Origin of the sequence: Shewanella sp. AC34-MNA-CIBAN-0136, assembly GCF_040309945.1 — a bacterium.
Taxonomy (GTDB): domain Bacteria; phylum Pseudomonadota; class Gammaproteobacteria; order Enterobacterales; family Shewanellaceae; genus Shewanella.
Genome location: NZ_JBEOPJ010000001.1, coordinates 58,200 through 80,556, shown reverse-complemented (window position 1 = coordinate 80,556; position 22,357 = coordinate 58,200). Strand labels below are relative to the sequence as shown.

The window sequence follows — 22,357 nt, the reverse complement described above, 5'->3', positions numbered from 1 at the left end:
GTTAATTTCTTATCGGTGCAAGCGCAGAACGTAAACCATCGCCGACTAAGTTGACCGATAATACAGTAAACAAAATCGCGACACCTGGGATAGTAACGGTCCAAGGCGCAAGCAGTAAATTATCAAGCCCTTGTGCGACCATTGCACCCCATTCTGGACTCGGTGCTTGTGCACCAAGGTTTAAAAAACCGAGAGCGGCAATATCGAGTATTGCGGCAGATATTGCCATAGTGACCTGAATAATCACCACATCCCATACATTGGGCATGATGACATACCAAAAAACTTGTAACGAGTTGGCACCGTCTAATTTGGCTGCGGTAACATACTCTTTTTGAAGCTCTTCATGAACCGCTAGATGGATAGCACGCACAAATTGTGGAACCATCGCAATCCCAACGCCCCAAAACACATTATTAAGCCCAGGTCCCATGACAGCAACCACTAGAATAGCCATTAATAACGATGGGATAGACAGTAATGCATCGAGCAAGTGGCTTAACACACTCGACTTTATGCCGTGCATCATTCCTGAAAGAGAACCAATAATAAAACCAAATATCAGCGATGCAGTAACAATTAATAATGACATGCCAAAGGTTAATTGTACGCCGTGTAAGATTCGACTAAAAATATCTCGTCCTAGATCGTCAGTTCCAAGGAAGTGTTCTACAGTACCTGCTGGATCCCATGATGGCGGTAAAAGTAATACTTGTTGGTCTTGCATCTCTGCTGAATAAGGCGCTATAAACGGGGCGAAAATAGTTAATATTAATAAAAAAATCACTGCCCATAGACCGATCACCGCAAATGGGTTAGCAGAAAATGTTTGCCACATTCGCCACATAGGCGAGGCTATATGGTCTTCTTGGTATATTTTAATTCGAGGCATACAATTCCTTTCTGCTCATTGGATTGATTGCGGTATGCAGTAAATCAATCAAAATGCTTAAGAAAATAATTAATAATGAAACAGATAAGATACCCGCTTGAATAACAGTATAGTCACGCTGATAAATGCCCGACACTAACCAACTGCCAACACCAGGCCACGAAAATATCACTTCAACCACAATGCCATAGCTGGCAAATGATCCCAGCATTAAACCAATACTTTTTATTACCGGAATTAAGGCATTGGGCAAAACATGACGGAGTAGAATTTTAGCCGTGTGTAAACCGCGAGCTTCAGCGGCGCGGATATAGGTTTGATTCATCACATTTAAAATGGCTTGCCGGGTGATCCTCACTACCAATGTAAAAGGAAGTACCGCTAAAGTGACCGCCGGTAAAATCAAGTGTAATAAAGCATCATGAAACGCCGGAATGCGATAACTAGAATCGGATAATAAAGTGTCGACCAGCATAAAACCTGTCACAGGTTCAATTTCATAAAGTAAATTGATTTGGCCTGAAATAGGCAGCCAGCCGAGATTAACCCCAAACCACATAGATAAGGTCAAGCCGAGCCAAAATACCGGAATAGAATAGCCTGTTAAGGTGATGGCTAAAATACTGCGTTGCAGTGCTTTGTTATTACCTAATGCGGCTAGCACGCCAATGGGCACGCCAAAAAACACGGCAATAAAACCAGAAAATAATGATAATTCAAAAGACGCAGGTAGTACTGCTTCAAGCTCCTCCAATACCTCTTGCTGTGAGTTACTGGAAATACCAAAGTTACCCGATAAGCGCTGGCGCAAGTATGCGGTAAACTGCAGTAATTGGTTATCATTTAGTTGATAGTCTTGCTCTATTTGCTGTTGTTGTTCAAGCGTGGGATATTGAACCCCAGACAGAGAATACGCTTTACTGACAGGAAACTGTCCTGATGCCATAAAGAGTACGGCCACCATGACTAGCGACGTGGCCATAAACAGGGTTATGCGACTAAAAAGATAACGCCACATTTATTCAGTTCCCTCTATTGCTTGAGTTGTTTTGGCGAAGGAAATACCGCCATAAGGCCTAATTTGCATGGCGGTAATATTGCTCTTTTTCAACACCACTTTTTTGGCATGTGCGATTGTTACTAGCGGAACTTGATCGCTAATAATGGCTTCTGCTGATTGATAAAATGCTTTGCGTTCAGGTTGAGTCGATACGCTCTGAGCTTGGGTTAACAAATGTTCAAAGTCTTTGTTGCACCAACGAGAGCGATTATTATTAGAAGCTAATGCGGCGCAGCTTAATAGTGGAGTGAAAAAGTTATCAGGATCGCTATTATCCGCATTCCAACCAATAAGCACTGAATCATAATTGGAACTGGCTAACTTCTGAGTGAATACACTCCAATCATAGCTAATGATATTCAGTTTTACGCCAATACGGGCTAAATCGGCCTGAATGAGCTCCGCTGTTTTCAATGCACTCGGATTATAAATTCGCGCCACTGGCATGGCCCACACATTAATGGATAAGTTAGATACACCTGCTTGGTGCAGTAATACTTTGGCTTTTTCAGGGTTATATTCATTTGGAGATAAGTTTTTGCTGTAAGCCCAAGATGCCGGAGGTAAAACGCCTGTCGCCTCCACAGCAGTATCGTTATATACCACGTCTAGAATATTATTTTTATCGATAGCATGCGCAAGTGCGCGTCTTACACGAACATCATCTAATGGCGGTTTTTGAGTGTTAAATGCCCAAAATGCGACGTTCAATCCAGGTTTTGCATCGATAATAATATCTTTATGTTGGTCAAGCACTGCCAGTTCACCAGCTTTAGGTAATGCTGAAACGCTGCAGTCTCCGGTAATTAATTTAGCAATACGTGCGGTGCTTCTGGGGGTGATATCAAACACTAATTGATCAAGCTCGACCTTAGGGCCCCAATAAACTGGATTCTTTTTGTAGCGAATATATTCATTTTTCACATACTGGCTAAGCTGAAAAGGTCCTGTGCCTACCGCGTAATAATCGATATCTTCAGGTGTGCCTTGCGCTAACAGTTGATAACCATATTCTGCCGACAACACTACGGCAAAGTCAGTGGCGAGATTAGATAAAAAAGAAGCGTCTTTCCGAGTTAAATGAAACATAACTTGGTAGTCGTTTACTTTTTCAATGTAGCCAATTAAATCAGCAAAACCAATGCTTTGAAAAAATGGATAACCGGTTCTACTGACTAAGTGATAGGGATGCAGTGGATCAATAATCCGATTAAACGAAAACAACACATCATCTGCATTAAAGTCTCTTGCAGGAGTAAAATGGCGGGTCTTATGAAAACTCACATGTTGACGTAAAGTAAATAGATAATTTAAACCATCATCGGACACCTGCCATGATGTCGCCAAACCAGGTGTGATTTCGGCTTTTTCTTGGCTGTAATTGACGAGTCTACTGTAAATTTGATGTGAAGTTGCATCAATAGTGGTGCCTGATGTAACAAGCTGAGGGTTAAAGCTTTCAGGGTTACCTTCACTGCAATACACAAGGCCAGAAGGCAATTGCACTTGTCCGCATGCAGCCAGCATGATGCTGGAGAGACATAAAGACATCTGCTGATACCAGCGTTTTACTATAACAGGCATAGTGTGATCATTTTTTATCGACTTTGAGTGGGTATTTTAACAGTGTTCATTGCATTGGGGCAATGAGCATATCCAAGCTTGATTCAGCTCTTGTCGAGTAAATTGTACTTTTTCAAAATACCTCGAAGCTGATGGTAGCTTAAGCCCAACAAATCGGCGGTTTTTTTCTGATTATATTGGCCTTCAGCTAATGCTCGTTGCAATAGTTCTATTTCGCTGTTTTCGGTGTATTCTTTAAAATCTATCGGGAATTCGATGCTATTAAGCACCACAGATGTTTCCGTTTTAATATTTAACTCAGCCGATTCCGTCACTGGTGTTGGTGCATGTTCTATTTGATTTAATTGACGTTCGCGGGTTTTGACGCGATTTACAGGACGATAGGGAGATGCAAAAGGATCTAAAATAATATGATCAATCTCTTGGCCATCAGCGCCTTCACGGTAAACACTTCGCTCGACGACATTCTTTAATTCTCGGATATTTCCTGGCCAGCTGTGCATCATTAATTGTTCTACCGCCAACGGACTAAAACCACTAAAATATTCCAGTGATAGTTGCCTTGCCATGCTAATAGCAAAATGTTCGGCCAATGGCATAATGTCTTCGGTTCTATGTCTTAATGGTGGCAAGGTGATCACATCAAAGGCTAAACGATCGAGTAAGTCCGCTCGGAATTCACCATTGTCAGCCAAGGTAGGTAAATCTTCATTGGCGGCACAAATCAGTCGCACATCAGATTGAACCGTTTTACTGCCACCGACTCGTTCAAATTCACCATATTCGATGACACGTAACAACTTTTCTTGGATTAATCCAGAAGTGTTGGCTAATTCATCTAAAAACAGTGTTCCGCCATCGGCGCGTTCAAAACGGCCTTCGTGTCGTCCTTTCGCACCCGTAAATGCACCAGATTCATGGCCAAAGAGTTCACTTTCGAGTAAGTTTTCACTTAATGAAGAACAATTGAGTTTAATAAAGCTTTGATCCCAACGAGGGGATAAGTAATGTAGTCGTTCGGCAATTAATTCTTTACCCGTACCGCGTTCACCAATAATGAGCACCGGCTTAGATAATGGCGCGACTTTAGACACATGTTCTAATACTTCAAGCAGTGCATTAGATTGGCCGATGAGATTGTCTTGCTGGAATTGTTTGCTCACAGTTAGCTTACTCGCAAAATTGTTAGTGAATTAGACTAATAATTGGTGAAAATCATAATAAATGGCTTGAGTGTTAAAAGAAAGCAAAAGTTAAATATTTGTTTAAGTATATGATTTTGTTGCATTTATAAATGTTGGCACGTAATGTGTAATACCAACTGCGACATCCACGTTAATTTTGAGGAACACATTATGGGAATTTTCTCTCGCTTCGCAGATATCGTTAATTCAAATATCAGCGCAATACTTGATAAAGCCGAAGATCCAGAAAAAATGGTCCGTCTTATCATTCAAGAAATGGAAGACACACTTGTTGAAGTACGTTCAACCTCCGCTAAAGTATTGGCAGAGAAAAAAGAATTACTTCGCCGGATTGCTCGTGTTCAAGAGCAAGTTCAAGATTGGCAGAATAAAGCTGAGTTAGCGTTATCCAAAGATCGTGAAGACTTAGCCAAAGCCGCGTTGAGTGAAAAGCAAAAAACGGTTGGTTTATTGCAAACACTTGAGATGGAACTGCAAGTTGTTGAAGAGCATGTCGCTCGTTTAAAAGATGAAATCGCTCAACTTCAAGAAAAATTGAATGATGCTCGTGCTCGTCAAAAAACCATCATTATGCGTAAGCAAACTGCCACTTCACGTTTAGAAGTCAAAAAGCAGCTTGATTCAAGCAAAATCGATGATGCAATGATGAAGTTTGAACAATACGAGCGCCGAGTTGAAGGACTTGAGGCACAAGTAGAATCATATGATTTAGGTAAAAAGAACGTTCTAGCTGACGAGTTTGCAGCATTAGAAGCAGAAGATTCTGTGAATGATGAATTAGCAGCATTAAAAGCAAAAATGAGTGCGAAAGCACAACCTAAATCTAAAGCGTAAATTTATTCAGAGGTGAGTTATGGATATGGATCTTCTTATTGCACCAATTATCATCTTTATGGTTGTTGTGGCACCTATCTGGTTGGTTCTTCATTATCGCAGTAAGCGACAAGTGAGCCAGGGGCTCACCGAGGAAGAATTTAACCAGCTTAATGGTCTCATTGCGAAAGCTGAAAAAATGAGCGGTCGCATTGAAACATTAGAAGCGATTTTAGATACTGAATCACCAGAATGGAGAGCAAAACATGGTCCCATCTAATGGTCGTACTCTATACCGCAACCCAAAAAATGGTAAAGTGGCTGGGGTGTGTTCAGGTATTGCAGATTACTTTAACTTTGAAACATGGCTAGTGCGAGTCATTGCTGTGTCGATATTCTTACTCGGTGGAACAGGGATTGTGTTTGTTGTTTATATTGCCTTATGGATGATATTAGACATCAAACCACAAAACTTAGACAACAAAGAAAATCACAAAGATATTGAAATTAAAAAGAAAATTTGGCAAGCAGGTGAACCTGCAAAGCAAGCATTGTTTGATGTTAATCGTCAATTTAACGGATTAGAACTCCGTTTAAGACGACTCGAAGAACATGTCACCTCAGACAACTTTGATCTTAAACGCCAAATCAATAGTCTTTAATCCTTCTAATGGGCGGTTATCCGCCCGTGTTTTTTGGGGAGCCATCAGCCATCATGAGATTTTTAGATCGTTCCTTGTTTAAAGTCAGCCAAACCGCTCAGTCTATTGTTAACCGCAGTACCGATCGTCATGTCAGATTAGCCGTCACTGGGTTATCCGGTGCAGGTAAAACCGCTTTTATTAGTGGCTTAGTAAATCAGTTATTGCATGCAGGAAAAGGCGCCAAGCACAATCCTTTACCATTATGGCAAGTGGCACGCGAAGGTCGGTTAATTGCTGTCAATCGCGCTATGCAACCCGATTTAGACATTGCCAGTTTTGATTATCAAGGTGCAATGAATGCATTATGTTCGTCGCCTCCTTATTGGCCTGCTTCAACCAAAAACATTACCGAATTACGTTTAGCCATTAAGTATCAGCCTCAGCAAGGTTTGTTAGCTAAATTAACAGATACCGCAACCTTGTACGTAGATATTGTTGATTATCCAGGTGAGTGGTTACTTGATTTACCGATGCTGAAACAAGATTTTACTCAATGGTGTTTATCACAACAGGTTAATGTGACATGTTTACGTCACTCGCCCTTATTTAGCGCATTCAATCAAGCTGTAGAGACGTTAGAGTTAAGCCAATTAGCTGATGAACAGCACCTTAAGTACATTGCTGACTTGTATCAAACTTTATTGGTCGACTTGGTTAGACAACAGGGATTTTATCATGCTCAACCAGGGCGTATGTTGTTACCGGGCGAATACGAAAATACCCCGTTATTGACATTTTTCCCATTGCTTACCTTAAGCCCAATTCAGCACTCAGAATTATCAGCAAGCCCAAGCGATTCAAATTATCATGTCCTTAAGCGCCGTTATGAGCAGTACGTATCACAAGTAGTTAAGCCATTTTACCGCGACTACTTTTCTCGATTTGATCGCCAACTAGTGTTGGTTGATTGTTTAAACGCACTTAATCATGGTCAGGCACAGTTTAATGACATGGGGCGCGCATTAAACAGCATTATGGAAAGTTTTCAGTTTGGCCAGTCGAGCTTAATTAAACGTTTATTTTCACCGCGGATAGACAAAGTGTTATTTGCTGCCAGCCAAGTAGACAGAGTGACCCGTGATCAGCAAAGCCATGTGCTTAGTTTGTTAACCGCAATGCTGCAACAAAGCCAGCATTATGCCAACTTTGAAGGCAGTGAAGTTGAAACCATGGCGATAAGTGCTATTAAGGCTACTCAACACGGGATGGTTAATATAGAGGGTGTTCAACAAGAAGTGGTAAAAGGCACTGGGCTTGATGGTAAGCAAGTCACCGTATACCCAGGAGATGTGCCCACATCATTACCCGATGCAGAGTTTTGGCAACAACAAGGGTTTAGCTTTAGTGCTTTTCTACCGCCCAATTTGAGCCATATCCACGATAATAATCCGCAATTCGAACACATTCGTCTCGACCATCTCTTGGAGTTTCTATTAGGCGATAAATTGTCTTAATGGTTTTATTTTGAGAATAAATGTGAGCATTAGTTATGAATGAACCTACACGTAATTCGCCGATAAAAAAATCGCAAATATTTACCGAGTCAGATCTTATTGTGACAGATGAGATTCAATCGGCTGAAGAAGCAATTAAGCCGACTAAATCATTTGAAGAAGTTGACTTTATTTGTGAGCAATCGCTAACAGAATTGCCAGCAGCAATGGAAGACAGCATTAAACCTGCAAAGGCTAAGCGTTGGTCGTTATTGGCTATATTATCGGTAATTGGTTTGGTGTTATTGGTTATCGTACAAACCGTGATGGGGTTACTTGACTCTTTTCAACAAAGTCCGTGGTTATTTGGTTTTTATGCTTCTGTGTTATCCATTGTTAGCTTATGGGCCACGGTCATTACGATTAAAGAATGGCGTAAGTTGGTTAATCTTAAACAAGTCAGTGATCATCAAAGCACAGCTGAACGATTATCCCAAAGCATGCAAATGGGCGAAGCCAAAACGTTTTTGGCACCAATATTAGCCAAATACCCAAATAATCAGGCTAAACAAGAATATTTACAAGCCTGTAGCCATGAACATAATGATGCAGAAATCGTGTTGTTATTCGAAGATATCGTGTTATCCGACCGCGATTTACTGGCCAAGAAACGCGTTAACCGCTTTGCTGCTGAGTCGGCATTATTATTAGCCGCAAGCCCTTTAGCTGCGCTGGATATGGCTATTATCTTGTGGCGAAATCAAAAAATGATTAATGAAGTCGCTGCCATTTATGCCCTGGAGCTGGGTTACTGGAGCCGCATAAAACTGATTCGTAGTATTGTGACGAATATTATTTATGCTGGCAGTACCGAGGTGATTACCGATTTAGGTACCCAATTATTATCAGTAGAAATGACCGGCAAGGTGTCTGCTCGGATTGCACAAGGACTTGGTGGTGGTTTACTTACCGCAAGGTTAGGTTATCAAGCCATGAGCTTGTGCCGGCCGATTGCATTTAACAAACACAACAAGCCTAAATTATCCCACGTTCATCAACATTTACTCGGTGAATTAAAGCAGTTTACTTCGTCAATGATGTCTAAAAATAAACAGAAACAAACTCAGTCAGCTGATAATAGCGAATAAATTAGTGTTTTTTTTGTACAATTCAGTTTTGTTGACTACAGTTAGCCTCCGATTCGGAAACGTATAGCGTTCTGAATCGTTCGAGCTTGGTAATGGAGAAGGACGCATACCAGCAAACTAAGGAAGGAAAGGAGAATCTAATGAAATCATTGTCATTAACTGCATTATTAATGGGTTTATGTTGTTTGTTAAGTAGTCATTCTTACGCCGCTGAAACGGTAAAGACAATGGCAGAGCCCACAAAACAAGCCACAAAATCGATGGAGAAAAAGTCAACGGCTATGCAAAAGGTCAATATCAATAAAGCCAGCGCTGAAGAATTACAAGCGCTGAAAGGTATTGGGCAAGCCAAAGCAAAAGCGATTGTTGACTATCGAACCAAAAACGGCAAATTTACCGATCTGAAACAGTTAACCATGGTGACAGGAATTGGTGAAAAGTTAGTCAGCCAGAATACTGAGAATATGAGTTTCTAAATGAGACGCCTGTTTATACAAAAACGGAAGCAATTGCTTCCGTTTTTTATATCAGCGAGCCCAAATGCAGGTTAACTAATGCAGCTTAACTAATACAGGTAAACTATTGTGCATTAAGTGCCTGGCCATTGGTGTCGATAGATTCATTACCCATTAAGAATAAATAAGTCGGCATAATTTGTTCAGCTGTTTTTAGTGTTTGTGGATCTTCAGCAGGATAAGCTTTTGCACGCATTTCTGTACGAGTCGCGCCTGGGTTAATACTATTAACCCTTACAGAGGTATTGTCACATTCATCAGCTAACACTTGCATCATGCCTTCGGTGGCAAATTTAGAAAATGCATAAGGTCCCCAATAAGCACGACCTTTACGTCCAACACCGCTAGAAGTAAACACAATTGAAGCATGCTCGGCTTTACGCATAATAGGCAATAATGACTTGGTCATGATGGCTTGAGCCGTGACATTGACCTTTAAAATGGTTTCAAGTGAGGTTAAATCGATATGCTCAAATGGACCTAATGCCCCCAACTGAGATGCGTTATGCAATAAACCATCTAAATGACCAAACTGCTCGGCAATGGTGTCTGCCATATCAATATAATTCTGTTCGGTCGCGCCTTTCATATCTAACGGTACAATGGCTGGCTTTGGATAACCGGCATTAACAATTTCATCGTATACGTTTTCGAGTTTTTTAACGGTCTTACCGAGCAAAATTACCGTTGCGCCGTGTTTGGCAAATTCGATTGATGCTGCACGACCAATACCGTCTCCAGCGCCCGTAACCAAGATTGTTTTGTTATTGAGTAAATCTTTTGCAGCTTGATATTCCAACATGATTGATTATTTCCTCTTAGCGCAATCGCCCGTCAAATCTAGTACCGGATAAAAAATAAACGACCGTTTGAAACAAATGATTAATAATTGTATGAGAATAGGTCATTTGCATGTAACAAACTTGTAGCTAACTCAATAATTTTACGTTAACTTGAGAATAGTTAAGGACTAACATAAGTCCTTATGGTCGCATGATAGGACTATTGTGACCAATTCTTGGGGAAAACAAAATTATTAAAACAAGATTTGGGGAAAAAAGATGAAAAGACTCATTTTGGGTGTTGCAATAACATCTGCTCTTGGCTTGACAGCATGTGGTGGTGACAGTTTTAACGAAGCAGTAGATAATGCTGAGCCGTTAGTGCCTGTTTCACATATGCAGTTTGATCCTGCTAATAGCAAAGTACCATTACCAAACGACTTACTCTTCAGTGGAACCACTGATGGCACATTATCTATCCCTGGCGAAGCCAGCGGTAACTATACTGATCCTCAAATTGCATTAGGTGCATTAGATGGATGGTCAACTAGTTCACCAATTTCAATTACTGTCGAACTTGCTAATGATTTACAGGGCAATGCATTAACGTTAGATGCAGCCTCTGTGTTTCAACCTGGTGCGGTGCGTATGTTTGAAGCGACGGTGGGCGGAGCATTATCAAGTGATGCTGAGTGTAAATCAGCACCTTCAGTTTCAGCTTGTAAAGTAGGTGAAGAGCTTCAATTTGGTGTTGATTTTGTATCAAAAGCATCAGGCAATAAAGTTGCCATAGTACCGATTAAACCATTAAAAGCTGGTCAGTCTTATATCTATGTGACTACCGATCTTATTCAAGACTCCCTAGGCCGTGCTATTGCTCCGTCAACAACTTATGGTCTGTTAAAGTTAGATTTTGAAACACAGCAGCTTGAAACAGAACAACAAAAAATGCTGCAGTATCTGGTCAACAGTTATGAAAAAGGTGTTGCTGAAACACACGGTGTTGATCCTGAATCGATTAGTTTTTCAGGTTTATTTACCACTCAGTCAGTCGCTGATGTGTATGAAACCACTAAATTACTGATGGCTTCTAATCCTGCTTACACACCTTCATTTGTGCAAGCACCTACACCAACAGGATTGACAGTTGCTCAGGCTGCTGGGTTAACGCCAGCATCGGGTGCAGCCTATGTAGTCGCCGATATGGCTGATCTTTATACAGCCAAAATTAAACTGCCAATCTACGGTGATTGTTCATCAGCTGGCTGTGTGATCCCAATCGTCGATGGTGCTCCAACAGCACCTAATGGCCGTTGGTTTGCTCAAGGTGACAGTCCTGTGTCGGTATTGCTAGCTTTACAGGCGGGTACATTAAGCCAAGCTAACTTTTTTGCACAAGCATCTGATAACGGTGTAGATCCTCAAGCAGCGTTGGGTAATCCTGCATTGCTTGCAGGTAAACAATGGAAACTTGATGACGGTACTGCTGCAGATAAAACGAAACATTTAACCAAGTTTAACCCTATTCCGGCTATCAAAGGTTATGAAACTGTTTCAGTTCAAATTACCTTACCGAATGCGGCTAAGCTTGCAGCATTTACCGCTGCGCAAGGTGGAACTTTTGTGCCTCCAACAAGTGGTTGGCCAACCACAATCGCAATGCATGGTTTAGGTGGTGGTAAAGAAATGGCACTAGCTTATGCGGGTACATACGCTGCAGCTGGTGTTGCCACTATTGCGATTGATATGCCATTGCACGGTGCTCGTTCATTTGATTTAGACAAAGACGGCACTTATGAGATATCTGCAACAGCCCCAGCTTTTGGTCCTGTAGTCGGTAAGCCTAATGCGTTCACCAATGGTAACCCATTAGTGTTTGTTAACATCGCCAGCACATTGACAGTGCGTGACAATTTCCGTCAAGCAACCTTAGACCAATTAGGGTTAAGATTATTATTGACTGGAATGGCGCAACAACTCGCTGCGGCAAATCAACCTCAAGTATTTGATGTGTCTAAAATCAGTGCACAAGGTTTGAGTTTAGGTGGCATTGTTGGCACTACATTCTCTACTTATGCTAGTACTGGATTAGTTAATCCTATGACGGGTGATGCTTTACCTAACGCTTATGCTATTAATGCAACATCGTTAGTGGCGCCTGCTGGTGGTTTAGCTGGTGCATTTGCGGGTTCTGCTGCATTTGGTCCACAGTTATTCGCCAATGTCACCGCGTCTAGTACGTTTGCCGCTCTCGTTACTGCTGCAAATACTGCAGGTTATGAGGAAGGTAGTGCCGAGTATGCTGCTTTAGTTCAAGCAGTGTATGCTGAGTTTATACCAACATTTGCTTTTGCAGTGCAAACAGCTGTCGATTCTGCTGACCCAATTAACCATGGCGAAAAATTAGCGGCTACTGGTTTACCAGTGCATTTAATTGAAGTGGTTGGCGATGGGGCAGGCAACTTAGGTGACCAAACATTACCTAACAGCGTTGAAGGTTTCCCATTATCGGGTACTGAACCGTTAATTACCTCGCTAGCGCTAGGATGTGTTGATACTACAACGCCAGGTTCTGGTGCTGTACGCTTCTCTAAAGGCCATCACAGTTCGATTGTTAGCCCAGGTGAAGTAGATGGTGTAACAGACGGAATGGCTCTTGCTGCGACTGTTGAAATGCAGTCTCAAGTTGCTGGTTTTGCAAAAGCAGCAGGTTTAGGACAAGCTACGATTGTTGTGAGTAACAGCGATGTGATCCAAAGCTGTAACTAATGTTTACTATTTAGTACGCAATATCTTAAGAAACCCAGCAATTAGCTGGGTTTTTTATTGTCTACTTGTCGGTTATTACTGTTAAAATACCGCAAGATTGTCATCCCTGTATGGAGCGAGTTTTGGAATTTTTATATGAATACGGCCTGTTTTTAGCAAAAGCGGTAACCATTGTTGTCGCTATTTTAGCGGTAGTAATATTTGTGCTGGCAGCAAGCATGAAAAAAAAATCTGATAAAGGTGAGCTAAGACTGACTGATATTTCAGATGAGCTTATGCAGTTAAAGCATCAGTTGAAAGAAGAGTTACTGCCTAAAAAGCAATTTAAAGCCTATGAAAAGCAAGTAAAAGCAGCCGAAAAAGCGGCTGAGAAACAAAACTTAACCAAAGGCAAAGTATTCGTTATTGATTTTAAAGGCAGTATAGATGCCAATGAAGTCGCGTCATTACGCGAAGAAGTGACCGCTATTATAACCATTGCAGATAAAGATGACCAAGTATTGGTCAATGTTGAAAGTGGTGGCGGTATGGTTCATGGGTATGGCCTAGCGTCAAGTCAGTTAGATCGTTTGCGTCAAGCTAATATCCCATTATCGATTTGCGTGGATAAAGTGGCTGCAAGTGGTGGCTATATGATGGCGTGTGTGGCTAATAAGGTTTACGCCGCACCGTTTGCGATAGTGGGCTCAATTGGGGTGATTGCGCAAATACCAAATTTTAATCGTTTGTTAAAAAATCATGATATTGATTATGAACAGCACACCGCAGGTAACTTTAAACGTACTTTAACCGTTTTTGGTGAAAACACTGATGAAGGCAGAGCTAAGTTCCAACAGGAATTAGAAGAAACTCACGTGCTTTTTAAAGAGTTTGTCGGCCGTTATCGTCCTAATATGGACATTGCTAAAGTTGCCACTGGCGAACATTGGTATGGCCAGCAAGCAATTGACTTAGGGCTTATCGATGCGGTTTCTACCAGCGATGATGTAATTTTAGACTTGGTTAACACCCATCAAGTGATTAAAATTCAATATCAAATGAAGAAAAAGCTAGCGGATAAAATTGCTCATGGCGTTTCACTATCAGTGACCACTATGATGAATCGTTTTGCGGAGCGTAATCAATCGGTGTAGTACAGCAACATCACCACAACGCAATTGATTAAAAACAAAAACGACAGCCTAGGCTGTCGTTTTTTATACTGTAAAGCTTATGAGTGACTAAGCTTTGTAACTGATGTGTTGATGGAAACGTAAAATGACATCGGCGTGTTCTTTATCAATGTCGAACTCATTGGTAAATACACGTATAGCTTCTTCAACTTGATTCATAAAACGACCATAGCCTTCGTCTGTTTCATCGCTTTTACCTGCGACAATCACAAATCGGAAAACGTCTACAAGCTTGTTCGCATCCCAGTGGCAAATTGGCTCTGGTGATTCTGCATGAGGATCAAACCCAACCATCTGAAATTCGTTAGTACTGGTTAATTGCTCATACTTACTGTTACGTACAAGTGGTATTTTGCCGTTGGCAACCACCGCAACACGATTAAGCTGTTTGCTTTTAGTCGCTTCGATAAACTTGTCACATACCTTTTGATAAACACTGGTAAAGTCGGTGGTATCATTTGCGAGTAACTGCTTTTTGATGCGGCGGTCAACTGGAATGTTTATGGTGACATAATTGAGCGTGCTGACATTTTCTGGTAGCTCGCAATGACGTCGGTGATAGCGACTATCAACAGCGCGTAATTTATAACCGTAGGTTTCTTTTAGTCCTTTTGCTTTAGCAAAGAAATCATAAGAAATATGCTGGTGGTCACGGACTTTAATTGGCACATTTTTAACGGGTAATAATGGTTTTAGTTCAGCTATAAATTTTTGCACATGAGAGTGAAACTCAGCCGAATTACTGCGAAGGTCATTACCAGTGGCTAAAAATACAATTCTAAGTTTTCTAGCTCTAAAGCCTGCAACGCTGTGTAAACGGTTAGCCTCATGGTGGGCTGGGTTATAGAAAAAACGTAATTGCTCATCTGTGGTTAAGCAATAAGCTTCACTGTGGAAGCGTACCATAGGCAATTTATCGGTAGTGACAACGTGCACGTTGTACAATTCTTGCTTTTCGGCTAGTTGATAGACGAGTTTGCTAAATTCATCGTAACAAGTTTCTAAATCACTGTATGCATTAAGATATTCATCAGTTAACGGAAAACCAATGGTAATATATTGATTTTTACGTGTTGCTGTTGGCAAGTATACTTTTTTTTGACGACTGACGGACATATTATTTCCTTATTGCCTTAGTTGTTGTCTAAAGTTTATCGTTATATGTTTATGCTTATTTAATGCGCTTGCTGAGTGTCCATTTTAAACATTGATGCTTAAATTAAAATGACTTTCGATCACTTTATTAAAATGTTTTTAACATGTCGAACAAAACTTGTTCAAATTTAAGTGTTTACTCGGATAAAACTTGTGTGATCCAAGGTAACATTAACTGCGTAATAATGTCTTGAGCTTGTTCATTCGGATGAATGCCATCGCGCTGCATAAGCGTTTTGTCGGTGGCAATATCTTGCATGAAAAAAGGGATTAACTTAATAGTATATTGTTCGGCTAACTGATGATAAATCTGAGTAAAAGATTTGGCATACCTCGGGCCGTAATTCGGTGGTACCATAATCTCAGTTAATAACACCTTGGCGCCTTGTTGCTGCGATAGGGTAATGATTTTTGTAAGATTTGATTTCAGTTTATTAGGTGGAAAACCTCTCAACCCATCATTACCACCTAGCTCAATGACAATCAGGTCTGGCTGGCTTGAAGCCAGTAAACTCGGGAGTCTACGTAATCCTCCTGCCGTTGTTTCACCACTAACAGAACCATTAATTATCTGATGCTGAGGCAACTGGTTACGTAATAATTGTACCCATCCCTGATCTTCTGGCATGCCATAGCCTGCACTTAAGCTATCACCTAATATCAAAATCGTGGCAGCATAGGTTGGTACACTCATAACTATCAGTATAAACACGCTGGTAAGCACGCGTTTAAGTGACGAATATAAGAAGGATTGTATGTCTAATAATATCGATCGAAATACCAGTGCCATTACTGTAACTAACCTCAATAAAACTGTCGTGACCCAAGAGGGAGAGTTGACTATCCTCAACGGCATTAATATAGAAGTCAAGCAAGGAGACAGTATCGCCATTTTGGGACCATCAGGTTCAGGTAAGTCGACACTATTGGGTTTACTTGCCGCATTAGATACACCTACCTCTGGTGAGATAGTGTTGGATGGGGTGGCATTATCCGGATTAAATGAAGAGCAAAAAGCAGCGCTTCGTAAGCAAAAAGTCAGTTTTATCTTTCAGTCATTTATGCTGGTTGATACCTTAACAGCGCTTGAAAACGTTATGCTACCCGCAGAGCTTGCAGGGGTCAAAGATGCCAAGCAGAAAGCCCAAACCATGCTCAATCGCGTTGGTTTATCTCATCGATTAAATCATTTGCCTAAACAATTATCGGGTGGTGAACAGCAACGTGTGGCTATTGCCAGAGCTTTTATTTGTGAACCCAAAGTGCTGTTTGCAGATGAACCAACAGGCAACTTAGACAGTGTGAATGGTGATAAAATTGCTGATATGTTGTTTGAGTTAAACCAAGAAAGTGACACCACGTTAGTGTTAGTGACGCATGATTTACATTTAGCAAAACGTTGCGCACGCCAATTAGTGATGGAAAATGGCCATTTATCAGAACCATACGCAGATAATCTTAAGGCTGCCCATGTGAGCGCGGAACCTGTTGCGGAGGTTAATTAATGGAGTGGCAAATTGCGTGGAGATTGTTTAAACGTGAACTCGCTCAAGGACAATTAATTCTTATTGTGTTGGCTATTACGTTAGCGGTGTTATCCGTGACCGGGCTAGCGCGGGTTAGTGAGCGTTTACAAGTGGCCATTAATGGCGAAGCCTCTAACTTTATTGCCGCCGACCGTATTATCGACTCACCGGTTGAACTTGATGCACAAGTCCTTACTGTTGCCAATGAGCTAGGCCTTGCCCACGTCACTAACATGCAATTTAACTCGATGGTGTATTCGGGCGATAAATTTCAATTAGTGACCGTTAAAGCGGTAGGTGATGGTTATCCGTTAAAAGGCGATATAGAACTGAGTAACGGTGTCACTCGAGCATTACCAAGCAAGGGGCAAGCATGGTTTGAAAATCGTTTAGGTGGTTTGCTTGGCTACCCAAAAAGCATTGAATTGGGCAATAGTGAGTTATCGCTAACCGAAGAGATTAGTCGTTTACCGGATGCAGGGTTTAATCCGTTTGCGTCCTCACCAGTATTACTCATACGTTTAGATGATGTGGCGGCGACAGGTATTATTCAACCAGGTAGTCGGGTGACGTATTTATACCAATTTACTGGCGATGCAGAGCAGCTAACGGCCTTTGAACTGCAAGCTAAACCTTTGCTCAATAACAGCCAGCGTTGGGTAGATGTGCAATCGGGAGATTCCCCTATCGCTTCAGCTGTGCAACGTGCGGAGCGCTTTTTGCTGCTAGCCAGTTTACTCGGTATTGCATTAGCGTGCGCCGCGATTGGTATTGCAGCGCAGCGTTACTGTCAACGCCACTATGATGTTGTGGCCATGCTGAAAACCTTTGGCGCTTCAGGCAAGCAAATTCGGGTGTTATTCGGACTGCATTTGTCATTAGTGACCTTATTGGGTATTGCACTGGGTTTATTGGGCGGGTTATTGCTCGACATTGGCATTACGGCATTTTTACCACCAGAGATAGCTGCTTATTCTCCACCGTATTTACGGCCTATTTTATTAGGTGTAAGCACGGGGCTAATCAGTGCATTTATGTTTTCTGCTTATCCGTTAATGCGGCTGTTAGCCATTCCGCCGTTAAGAGTATTGCAGCGCCAATTAGAAGGCCTGCAGCTGGGCATGTGGCTCCATTTACTATTAAGCTTGGCCGCAATGGCCTTGTTGGGGTATTTGTATTCAAGAAGTTTAGCATTGACGATGACAGTGGTACTTGCAGTACTGTTGTTAGGTTTTTTACTCAGTGTGCTGGGCTTTGTGATGATCCGTTTCGGTCATGGCATTGGCATGAAAACCACCAATCCTTTCCAACTAGCATTAGCTGGGCTTCGCCGTCGTGCTCGTCAAAATGCTGTGCAATTGGTTGGATTTAGCAGTGCATTGGTATTATTGCTCACCATCTTGGCCTTGCGTCAAGATTTACTCAATGAATGGCAAAAGCAGTTACCTGAAAATGCACCTAACTACTTTCTAGTGAATATTGCCCCTGAGGATGCTAAGCCATTAAATGACTTTTTAAGCCTAAATCATATTAACGCTACCGATATTTATCCTGTGGTGCGTGGCCGACTCACTCATATTAACGACGAGGAGTTGATTTCGGGCAAACAAGCTGAAAACGGAGTTGAAGGACGAGTGGGGATTTCTCGCGAACTAAACTTAACCTATCGAGATACTTTACCGCCAAATAATAAGCTGCTTGAGGGCAAGTTTAATCAAGCTGCGGATGATGTTTCGGTTGAGTCCGGTGTCGCAGATAGACTAGGCGTTATACTTGGCGACAAGCTCACTTATAGCATCGATAATCAATCCTTTTCGGTGAAGGTTGCCAGTATTAGACAGGTTCAGTGGGAAACCCTACAACCTAATTTTTTCATGATTTTTACCCCTGAAGCGTTGGCGCCATTTGCCTATACCTCGATGGCCAGTTTTCACCTTAATGATGCGCAATTAGCGGCTGATGGTAGCTTGCTGAGCGCCAATCAAGTGGTATTACAACTGATCCAACAATTTCCAACGATATCGATTATTGATGTTGGGGCGATGGTTGAGCAGCTACGGCAAATAATCGATCAAGTGTCATTATCACTATCACTAGTGTTGGCATTAGTGTTGTTGGCCAGTGCCTTGGTGTTGATTGCGCAAACTGAGGCTGGCATGGCGACTCGACAACGAGAACTCGCAGTGTTGCGAACTTTTGGCGCATCCGGTTGGTTACTTCGTGCTTCTACTGGAATTGAGTTTGCTTTGCTTGGTGCAATTGCTGGTTTATTAGCGGTGATAGTGGCTGAGTTTGCTTTATACATGTTAAAAACTCAAGTGTTTGAGTTAGTGGTATACATGCATTGGCCATGGTGGGGCATCACTCCAATCGCAGGCGCGCTAATTGTGGCAATCTTAGGGATTTGGCGTTGTCGTCAGTTACTCAATAAGTCGTGCAGTGACATGTTAAAAGAGGGCTAAAGTACTTACAAATATTAAGGGAGATGCATTGTCATCTCCCTTTTTTATGTTGCCTTTTTACCTTAGTTGATCACTGATGTGATTACTTTTGACGCATTTTATATTGGGTTGGACAATACGCTCTATCAGTACCTTCAGGTCGCAATTTAAGGTGCTTGGTTTTACGGCCACTAACACGGGCTCGCCAAGACTTAAAGCTATTGGGTTTGAGTGATGAGCGCATGAGTTTAATCACATTTGATTCGTTTAAGCCATAAAGATGTTCAATAGCTTCAAATGGCGTGCGGTCTTCCCATGCCATTTCAATGATCCTTGAGGTATCGTGCGGTGATAGCATTGAGTTTGATAATGTTTATTGGGTTTGCGCTCTAATACGTTAGTTATCAGCGTTTAGATTAGTGTATTAAGGATTTGTGTTTAAGGCAGATGAATACGTTAAAATATAGAGACAAGCTTTATTGGCCTATATTTTTTTCATTAGTGGATGCTGAACAATTATCTGATCATCCTATTGGCGGACGGTTAAATGCCGGCACCACAGGGTGAGTGCTCATTACCAATGATGAGTGCGGTACATTTAATATTATTTCCCCCTGCCAAGTCGTGCTATAAAATTTATCAAGCCACCTTAGCTGTCGATTACGAGATTGGACAAGCATTTGTCTAATCACTAAATCGTTTTAAGTTGGCTTGCTGTATAATTAAGCTATATTAAAAAGTGCTCGGTGCCGACCACGATAAATGTAATGGTTAATATAGTAGTTAATGTTGTGATGAAAAGTGTTAGTTCTGAATAATTTATGATTTAGTCCACCAGGATACATAGTTGTAGAGGCAAATATTGTCGATGGAGCATAAAACACCACTCTCATATCATTTTAAAGACAAACATATATGGTTTGACATGACCATGCTTGCAGCATTGTTTGTTGTTGCAGCCTACGTTCCTCTATTAAAAATTGTGCCTTTAGTTGCCTGTCTAGAGTTATTCAGCTTTTTTAGTTTTCACTTACTAGCAAAACGGAGTCGATTCCAGTTACAGGGCTTTCTGGGAGGATTTATTTCCAGTACGGCAGTTTTTTTACAAATATTAAATGATAAAAAATTTGCATCAACAAGTGAACGTGACTTGCTACTGACATTGTTGTTTGCTTTATGTTCTATGTTACTGGAATGTCTATTTATTATCTTTTTTTTGGCAGACCAATTAGCCTTTATTTTTTATATCCCCTTTGTCACGCAATTATTGTTTTTTATTACGGCGATAATATATGTGCAGATGCAATCCAATTTACTTTTTTTAAGTAACCAGTCAGGGCAACCAACAGTTGATATTGAGCTATTAATTGATCACCCGATAAATTGGAAAAATGTTGCTAAGCTATCTATTTTTATCCTCGGACTTGTATATGCCATGCATTTTATCGGCAGTGAACTTGGTTTATCGCGAGGGATCAGTACTTTGCTGGTATCATTTTTTGAAGCTCATGCCATTCTTGTATCGGTGATGAGCGAATGGTCTATGAATCCACAGGATATTGATTTAATAAATTTATTGTTGTTAATTTTACTCGGTAACACCATCAGTAAATCGTACTTGATGTTTAAAGGAAGCAATTTTTCTCACAAATGGATTTTTATTGCGATGATGTTTGTGGGGTTTGCATTAAGTGTCGGTGCTACGTTTTTTTGCTCTTTTTTGCTTGAGTAATGTGTTTGCTATTCTCTCTAATAATACAAACTGCACTTTACGTCTGTGGCATAATATCCCCCACCATTGACTGCATATCTGACGAGACAAAGCATAATATCCGCTTAAGTAGCCAATAATAAATGATTATCCCAAGTTAAGGTTATTTATGCGTCTTGATCGATTTGTTTGTAAAAGTACTGAATTATTAAAGTATGAGGTTATTCAACATATCCATAACGGGGCTGTGCTCGTTAATGGTGTAGTTGTCAGGGATGAAGCTGTTCAAGTTCATGAAAATAATGACATCAGCTTAAACGGTCAAAATCTTGCTGCTCGAGCGTTTCGTTATATGTTAATCAATAAACCTGCCAATACCCTTTGTTCGAATGTCGATGGTGTCTATCCGTCGCTATTCTCATTAATTGACGCCGAACGACCATCTGAGTTGCATATTGCCGGACGATTAGATGCCGACACAACCGGATTAGTGCTTATTACCGATGATGGTCGTTGGACATTTGCTATCACGTCCCCGTCTGGACAATGCCATAAAGTTTACCGGGTTAAATTAGCTAAGCCGATAGCAGCAGATGCCGGAGAGTCTTTTTTACAAGGCATTGCTTTGCAAGGGGAGCAAGAGCTGACATTACCGGCACAGTTGCAAATTATCACACCACAAGAAGTATTACTGACCTTAACTGAAGGTAAGTTCCATCAAGTTAAACGCATGTTTGCTGCCGTAGGTAATAAAGTGGTGTCGCTGCATCGAGAAAGTATTGGTGCGGTTAAACTGGATGTAGCAATAGGTGAATGGCGTTATTTAACCGATGTAGAAATTGGTTCATTTAGTCATATACTTTTAAATAAGCTTTAAATTCAGCGCCCCTTAGTATTTGTGTAAAAAGCGCTTTATTGATTATTTTATCATGACCTCACGCATGCGATATTCACCCGTTAATGTCCTTACTTCAGGGTATTTGGCTGAAATTTCATTAGACATTTTTTTATCAGCCTCGCTCCACTTTTTCATGAACGCTTCATACTTCTTTTTGTTAGGCTCCATGTCTGCGCCATTAGCCATAGTAACGACTAATAACATGTTAAAATCACCACTCACTGGTAAATCACTTGCATAGATTTTCCAGTCTTTGATATAACCAAGTTCCTTTTCAATTTTAACCGCTTTAACCCAGCTATTACTCAAACCTGCCAAATATATATCCGCCATATTAGGATCTACTTTAACGGTAGTCATTACCATTATTTCAGTACCGAGATCGTAATCTTGGTAAATCTCCAATCTATCTTTGGCAAATAATGCGGAGCTAAATACAACGCAAGCTAATGTAATTAATAATTTTTTCATTTTATTATCCTTTTTAATAATTAATTATTTTGTTCGTTTTTTGTACAATTTAATCATGGTAAGGAATCAGGTAGAGTC

Annotated in this window: 21 protein-coding genes; 12 read left to right on the top strand and 9 right to left on the bottom strand. The window is 41.0% G+C overall.

Annotated features, from left to right (window positions below; genetic code table 11):
• Position 1: 1 nt before the first annotated feature.
• From AAEY94_RS00355 to pspF, 4 genes are all read right to left on the bottom strand, one after another.
• Positions 2 to 892 carry an ABC transporter permease subunit gene (locus tag AAEY94_RS00355; RefSeq protein ID WP_101087863.1) on the bottom strand — a complete coding sequence of 297 codons (891 nt, stop codon included), beginning with the start codon at positions 890 to 892 and terminating at the stop codon, positions 2 to 4.
• A complete protein-coding gene (locus tag AAEY94_RS00350; protein ID WP_101087865.1) occupies positions 879 to 1,910 on the bottom strand; it encodes an ABC transporter permease subunit in 1,032 nt (343 codons plus the stop codon). Before AAEY94_RS00350 ends, AAEY94_RS00355 begins: the two co-directional genes overlap by 14 nt.
• On the bottom strand, positions 1,911 to 3,536 hold the full coding sequence (locus AAEY94_RS00345) for an ABC transporter substrate-binding protein (protein ID WP_101087867.1): 1,626 nt from the start codon (positions 3,534 to 3,536) through the stop codon (positions 1,911 to 1,913).
• A gap of 83 nt (positions 3,537 to 3,619) precedes the next feature.
• Entirely contained in the window at positions 3,620 to 4,699 is a 1,080-nt protein-coding gene (gene pspF / locus AAEY94_RS00340; RefSeq protein WP_101087869.1) for a phage shock protein operon transcriptional activator, read from the bottom strand.
• 192 nt (positions 4,700 to 4,891) lie between these two features.
• On the opposite strand from pspF, the gene pspA reads away from it, so the two are divergent.
• The 6 genes from pspA to AAEY94_RS00310 all read left to right on the top strand — a co-directional run bounded on the left by pspA (position 4,892) and on the right by AAEY94_RS00310 (position 9,315).
• The gene (pspA, locus tag AAEY94_RS00335; RefSeq protein ID WP_011638028.1) at positions 4,892 to 5,575 is read left to right on the top strand and encodes a phage shock protein PspA; all 684 of its coding nucleotides are present in this window, start codon (positions 4,892 to 4,894) and stop codon (positions 5,573 to 5,575) included.
• A 19-nt stretch (positions 5,576 to 5,594) separates the two neighbouring features.
• Positions 5,595 to 5,834, top strand: a complete 240-nt coding sequence (pspB, locus tag AAEY94_RS00330; RefSeq protein WP_086019761.1) for an envelope stress response membrane protein PspB — start codon at positions 5,595 to 5,597, stop codon at positions 5,832 to 5,834.
• Positions 5,821 to 6,216, top strand: a complete 396-nt coding sequence (pspC, locus tag AAEY94_RS00325) for an envelope stress response membrane protein PspC (RefSeq protein WP_101087871.1) — start codon at positions 5,821 to 5,823, stop codon at positions 6,214 to 6,216. Before pspB ends, pspC begins: the two co-directional genes overlap by 14 nt.
• Positions 6,217 to 6,269: 53 nt before the next feature.
• Positions 6,270 to 7,712 (top strand): YcjX family GTP-binding protein, encoded by a 1,443-nt coding sequence (locus tag AAEY94_RS00320; RefSeq protein ID WP_192115994.1) that lies wholly within the window; start codon positions 6,270 to 6,272, stop codon positions 7,710 to 7,712.
• Between the two features lie 35 nt (positions 7,713 to 7,747).
• The gene (locus AAEY94_RS00315; protein ID WP_350976415.1) at positions 7,748 to 8,839 is read left to right on the top strand and encodes a TIGR01620 family protein; all 1,092 of its coding nucleotides are present in this window, start codon (positions 7,748 to 7,750) and stop codon (positions 8,837 to 8,839) included.
• Between the two features lie 140 nt (positions 8,840 to 8,979).
• Positions 8,980 to 9,315, top strand: coding sequence for a ComEA family DNA-binding protein (locus AAEY94_RS00310; RefSeq protein ID WP_101087875.1), 336 nt, complete (start codon positions 8,980 to 8,982; stop codon positions 9,313 to 9,315).
• Positions 9,316 to 9,418: 103 nt separating this feature from the next.
• Here AAEY94_RS00310 and AAEY94_RS00305 read toward each other — a convergent pair whose 3' ends face one another.
• On the bottom strand, positions 9,419 to 10,156 hold the full coding sequence (locus AAEY94_RS00305; RefSeq protein ID WP_011638022.1) for a YciK family oxidoreductase: 738 nt from the start codon (positions 10,154 to 10,156) through the stop codon (positions 9,419 to 9,421).
• A 259-nt stretch (positions 10,157 to 10,415) separates the two neighbouring features.
• Here AAEY94_RS00305 and AAEY94_RS00300 point away from each other — a divergent pair, with 259 nt between their 5' ends.
• Both AAEY94_RS00300 and sohB read left to right on the top strand, forming a co-directional pair.
• Positions 10,416 to 12,905: a VolA/Pla-1 family phospholipase gene (locus AAEY94_RS00300; protein WP_350976410.1), complete on the top strand. Its 2,490-nt coding sequence runs from the start codon at positions 10,416 to 10,418 to the stop codon at positions 12,903 to 12,905.
• Positions 12,906 to 13,027: 122 nt separating this feature from the next.
• Entirely contained in the window at positions 13,028 to 14,038 is a 1,011-nt protein-coding gene (gene sohB, locus AAEY94_RS00295; protein ID WP_350976409.1) for a protease SohB, read from the top strand.
• A gap of 87 nt (positions 14,039 to 14,125) precedes the next feature.
• Here the strand turns inward: sohB and AAEY94_RS00290 are convergent, their stop codons facing one another.
• Together AAEY94_RS00290 and AAEY94_RS00285 are read right to left on the bottom strand one after the other, a co-directional pair.
• Positions 14,126 to 15,193: a DUF3083 family protein gene (locus AAEY94_RS00290; protein WP_101087882.1), complete on the bottom strand. Its 1,068-nt coding sequence runs from the start codon at positions 15,191 to 15,193 to the stop codon at positions 14,126 to 14,128.
• 175 nt (positions 15,194 to 15,368) lie between these two features.
• Complete coding sequence (locus AAEY94_RS00285; RefSeq protein WP_350976405.1) at positions 15,369 to 15,926, bottom strand: arylesterase; 558 nt, start codon at positions 15,924 to 15,926, stop codon at positions 15,369 to 15,371.
• Positions 15,927 to 15,987: 61 nt separating this feature from the next.
• Between AAEY94_RS00285 and AAEY94_RS00280 the strand changes: the two genes are divergently transcribed.
• Positions 15,988 to 16,737, top strand: coding sequence for an ABC transporter ATP-binding protein (locus tag AAEY94_RS00280; protein ID WP_162022734.1), 750 nt, complete (start codon positions 15,988 to 15,990; stop codon positions 16,735 to 16,737).
• Positions 16,737 to 19,220 carry an ABC transporter permease gene (locus tag AAEY94_RS00275; RefSeq protein WP_350976403.1) on the top strand — a complete coding sequence of 828 codons (2,484 nt, stop codon included), beginning with the start codon at positions 16,737 to 16,739 and terminating at the stop codon, positions 19,218 to 19,220. Before AAEY94_RS00280 ends, AAEY94_RS00275 begins: the two co-directional genes overlap by 1 nt.
• A gap of 82 nt (positions 19,221 to 19,302) precedes the next feature.
• On the opposite strand, the gene AAEY94_RS00270 is transcribed toward AAEY94_RS00275, so the two are convergent.
• Positions 19,303 to 19,557, bottom strand: coding sequence for a TIGR03643 family protein (locus tag AAEY94_RS00270; protein ID WP_350976401.1), 255 nt, complete (start codon positions 19,555 to 19,557; stop codon positions 19,303 to 19,305).
• Between the two features lie 510 nt (positions 19,558 to 20,067).
• On the opposite strand from AAEY94_RS00270, the gene AAEY94_RS00265 reads away from it, so the two are divergent.
• Positions 20,068 to 20,931 carry a DUF4010 domain-containing protein gene (locus tag AAEY94_RS00265; protein ID WP_162022736.1) on the top strand — a complete coding sequence of 288 codons (864 nt, stop codon included), beginning with the start codon at positions 20,068 to 20,070 and terminating at the stop codon, positions 20,929 to 20,931.
• Positions 20,932 to 21,079: 148 nt separating this feature from the next.
• The gene (locus AAEY94_RS00260) at positions 21,080 to 21,787 is read left to right on the top strand and encodes a pseudouridine synthase (protein WP_162022737.1); all 708 of its coding nucleotides are present in this window, start codon (positions 21,080 to 21,082) and stop codon (positions 21,785 to 21,787) included.
• A 42-nt stretch (positions 21,788 to 21,829) separates the two neighbouring features.
• Here the strand turns inward: AAEY94_RS00260 and AAEY94_RS00255 are convergent, their stop codons facing one another.
• Positions 21,830 to 22,279 (bottom strand): hypothetical protein, encoded by a 450-nt coding sequence (locus AAEY94_RS00255; RefSeq protein WP_101087898.1) that lies wholly within the window; start codon positions 22,277 to 22,279, stop codon positions 21,830 to 21,832.
• Between the last annotated feature and the right edge of the window lie 78 nt (positions 22,280 to 22,357).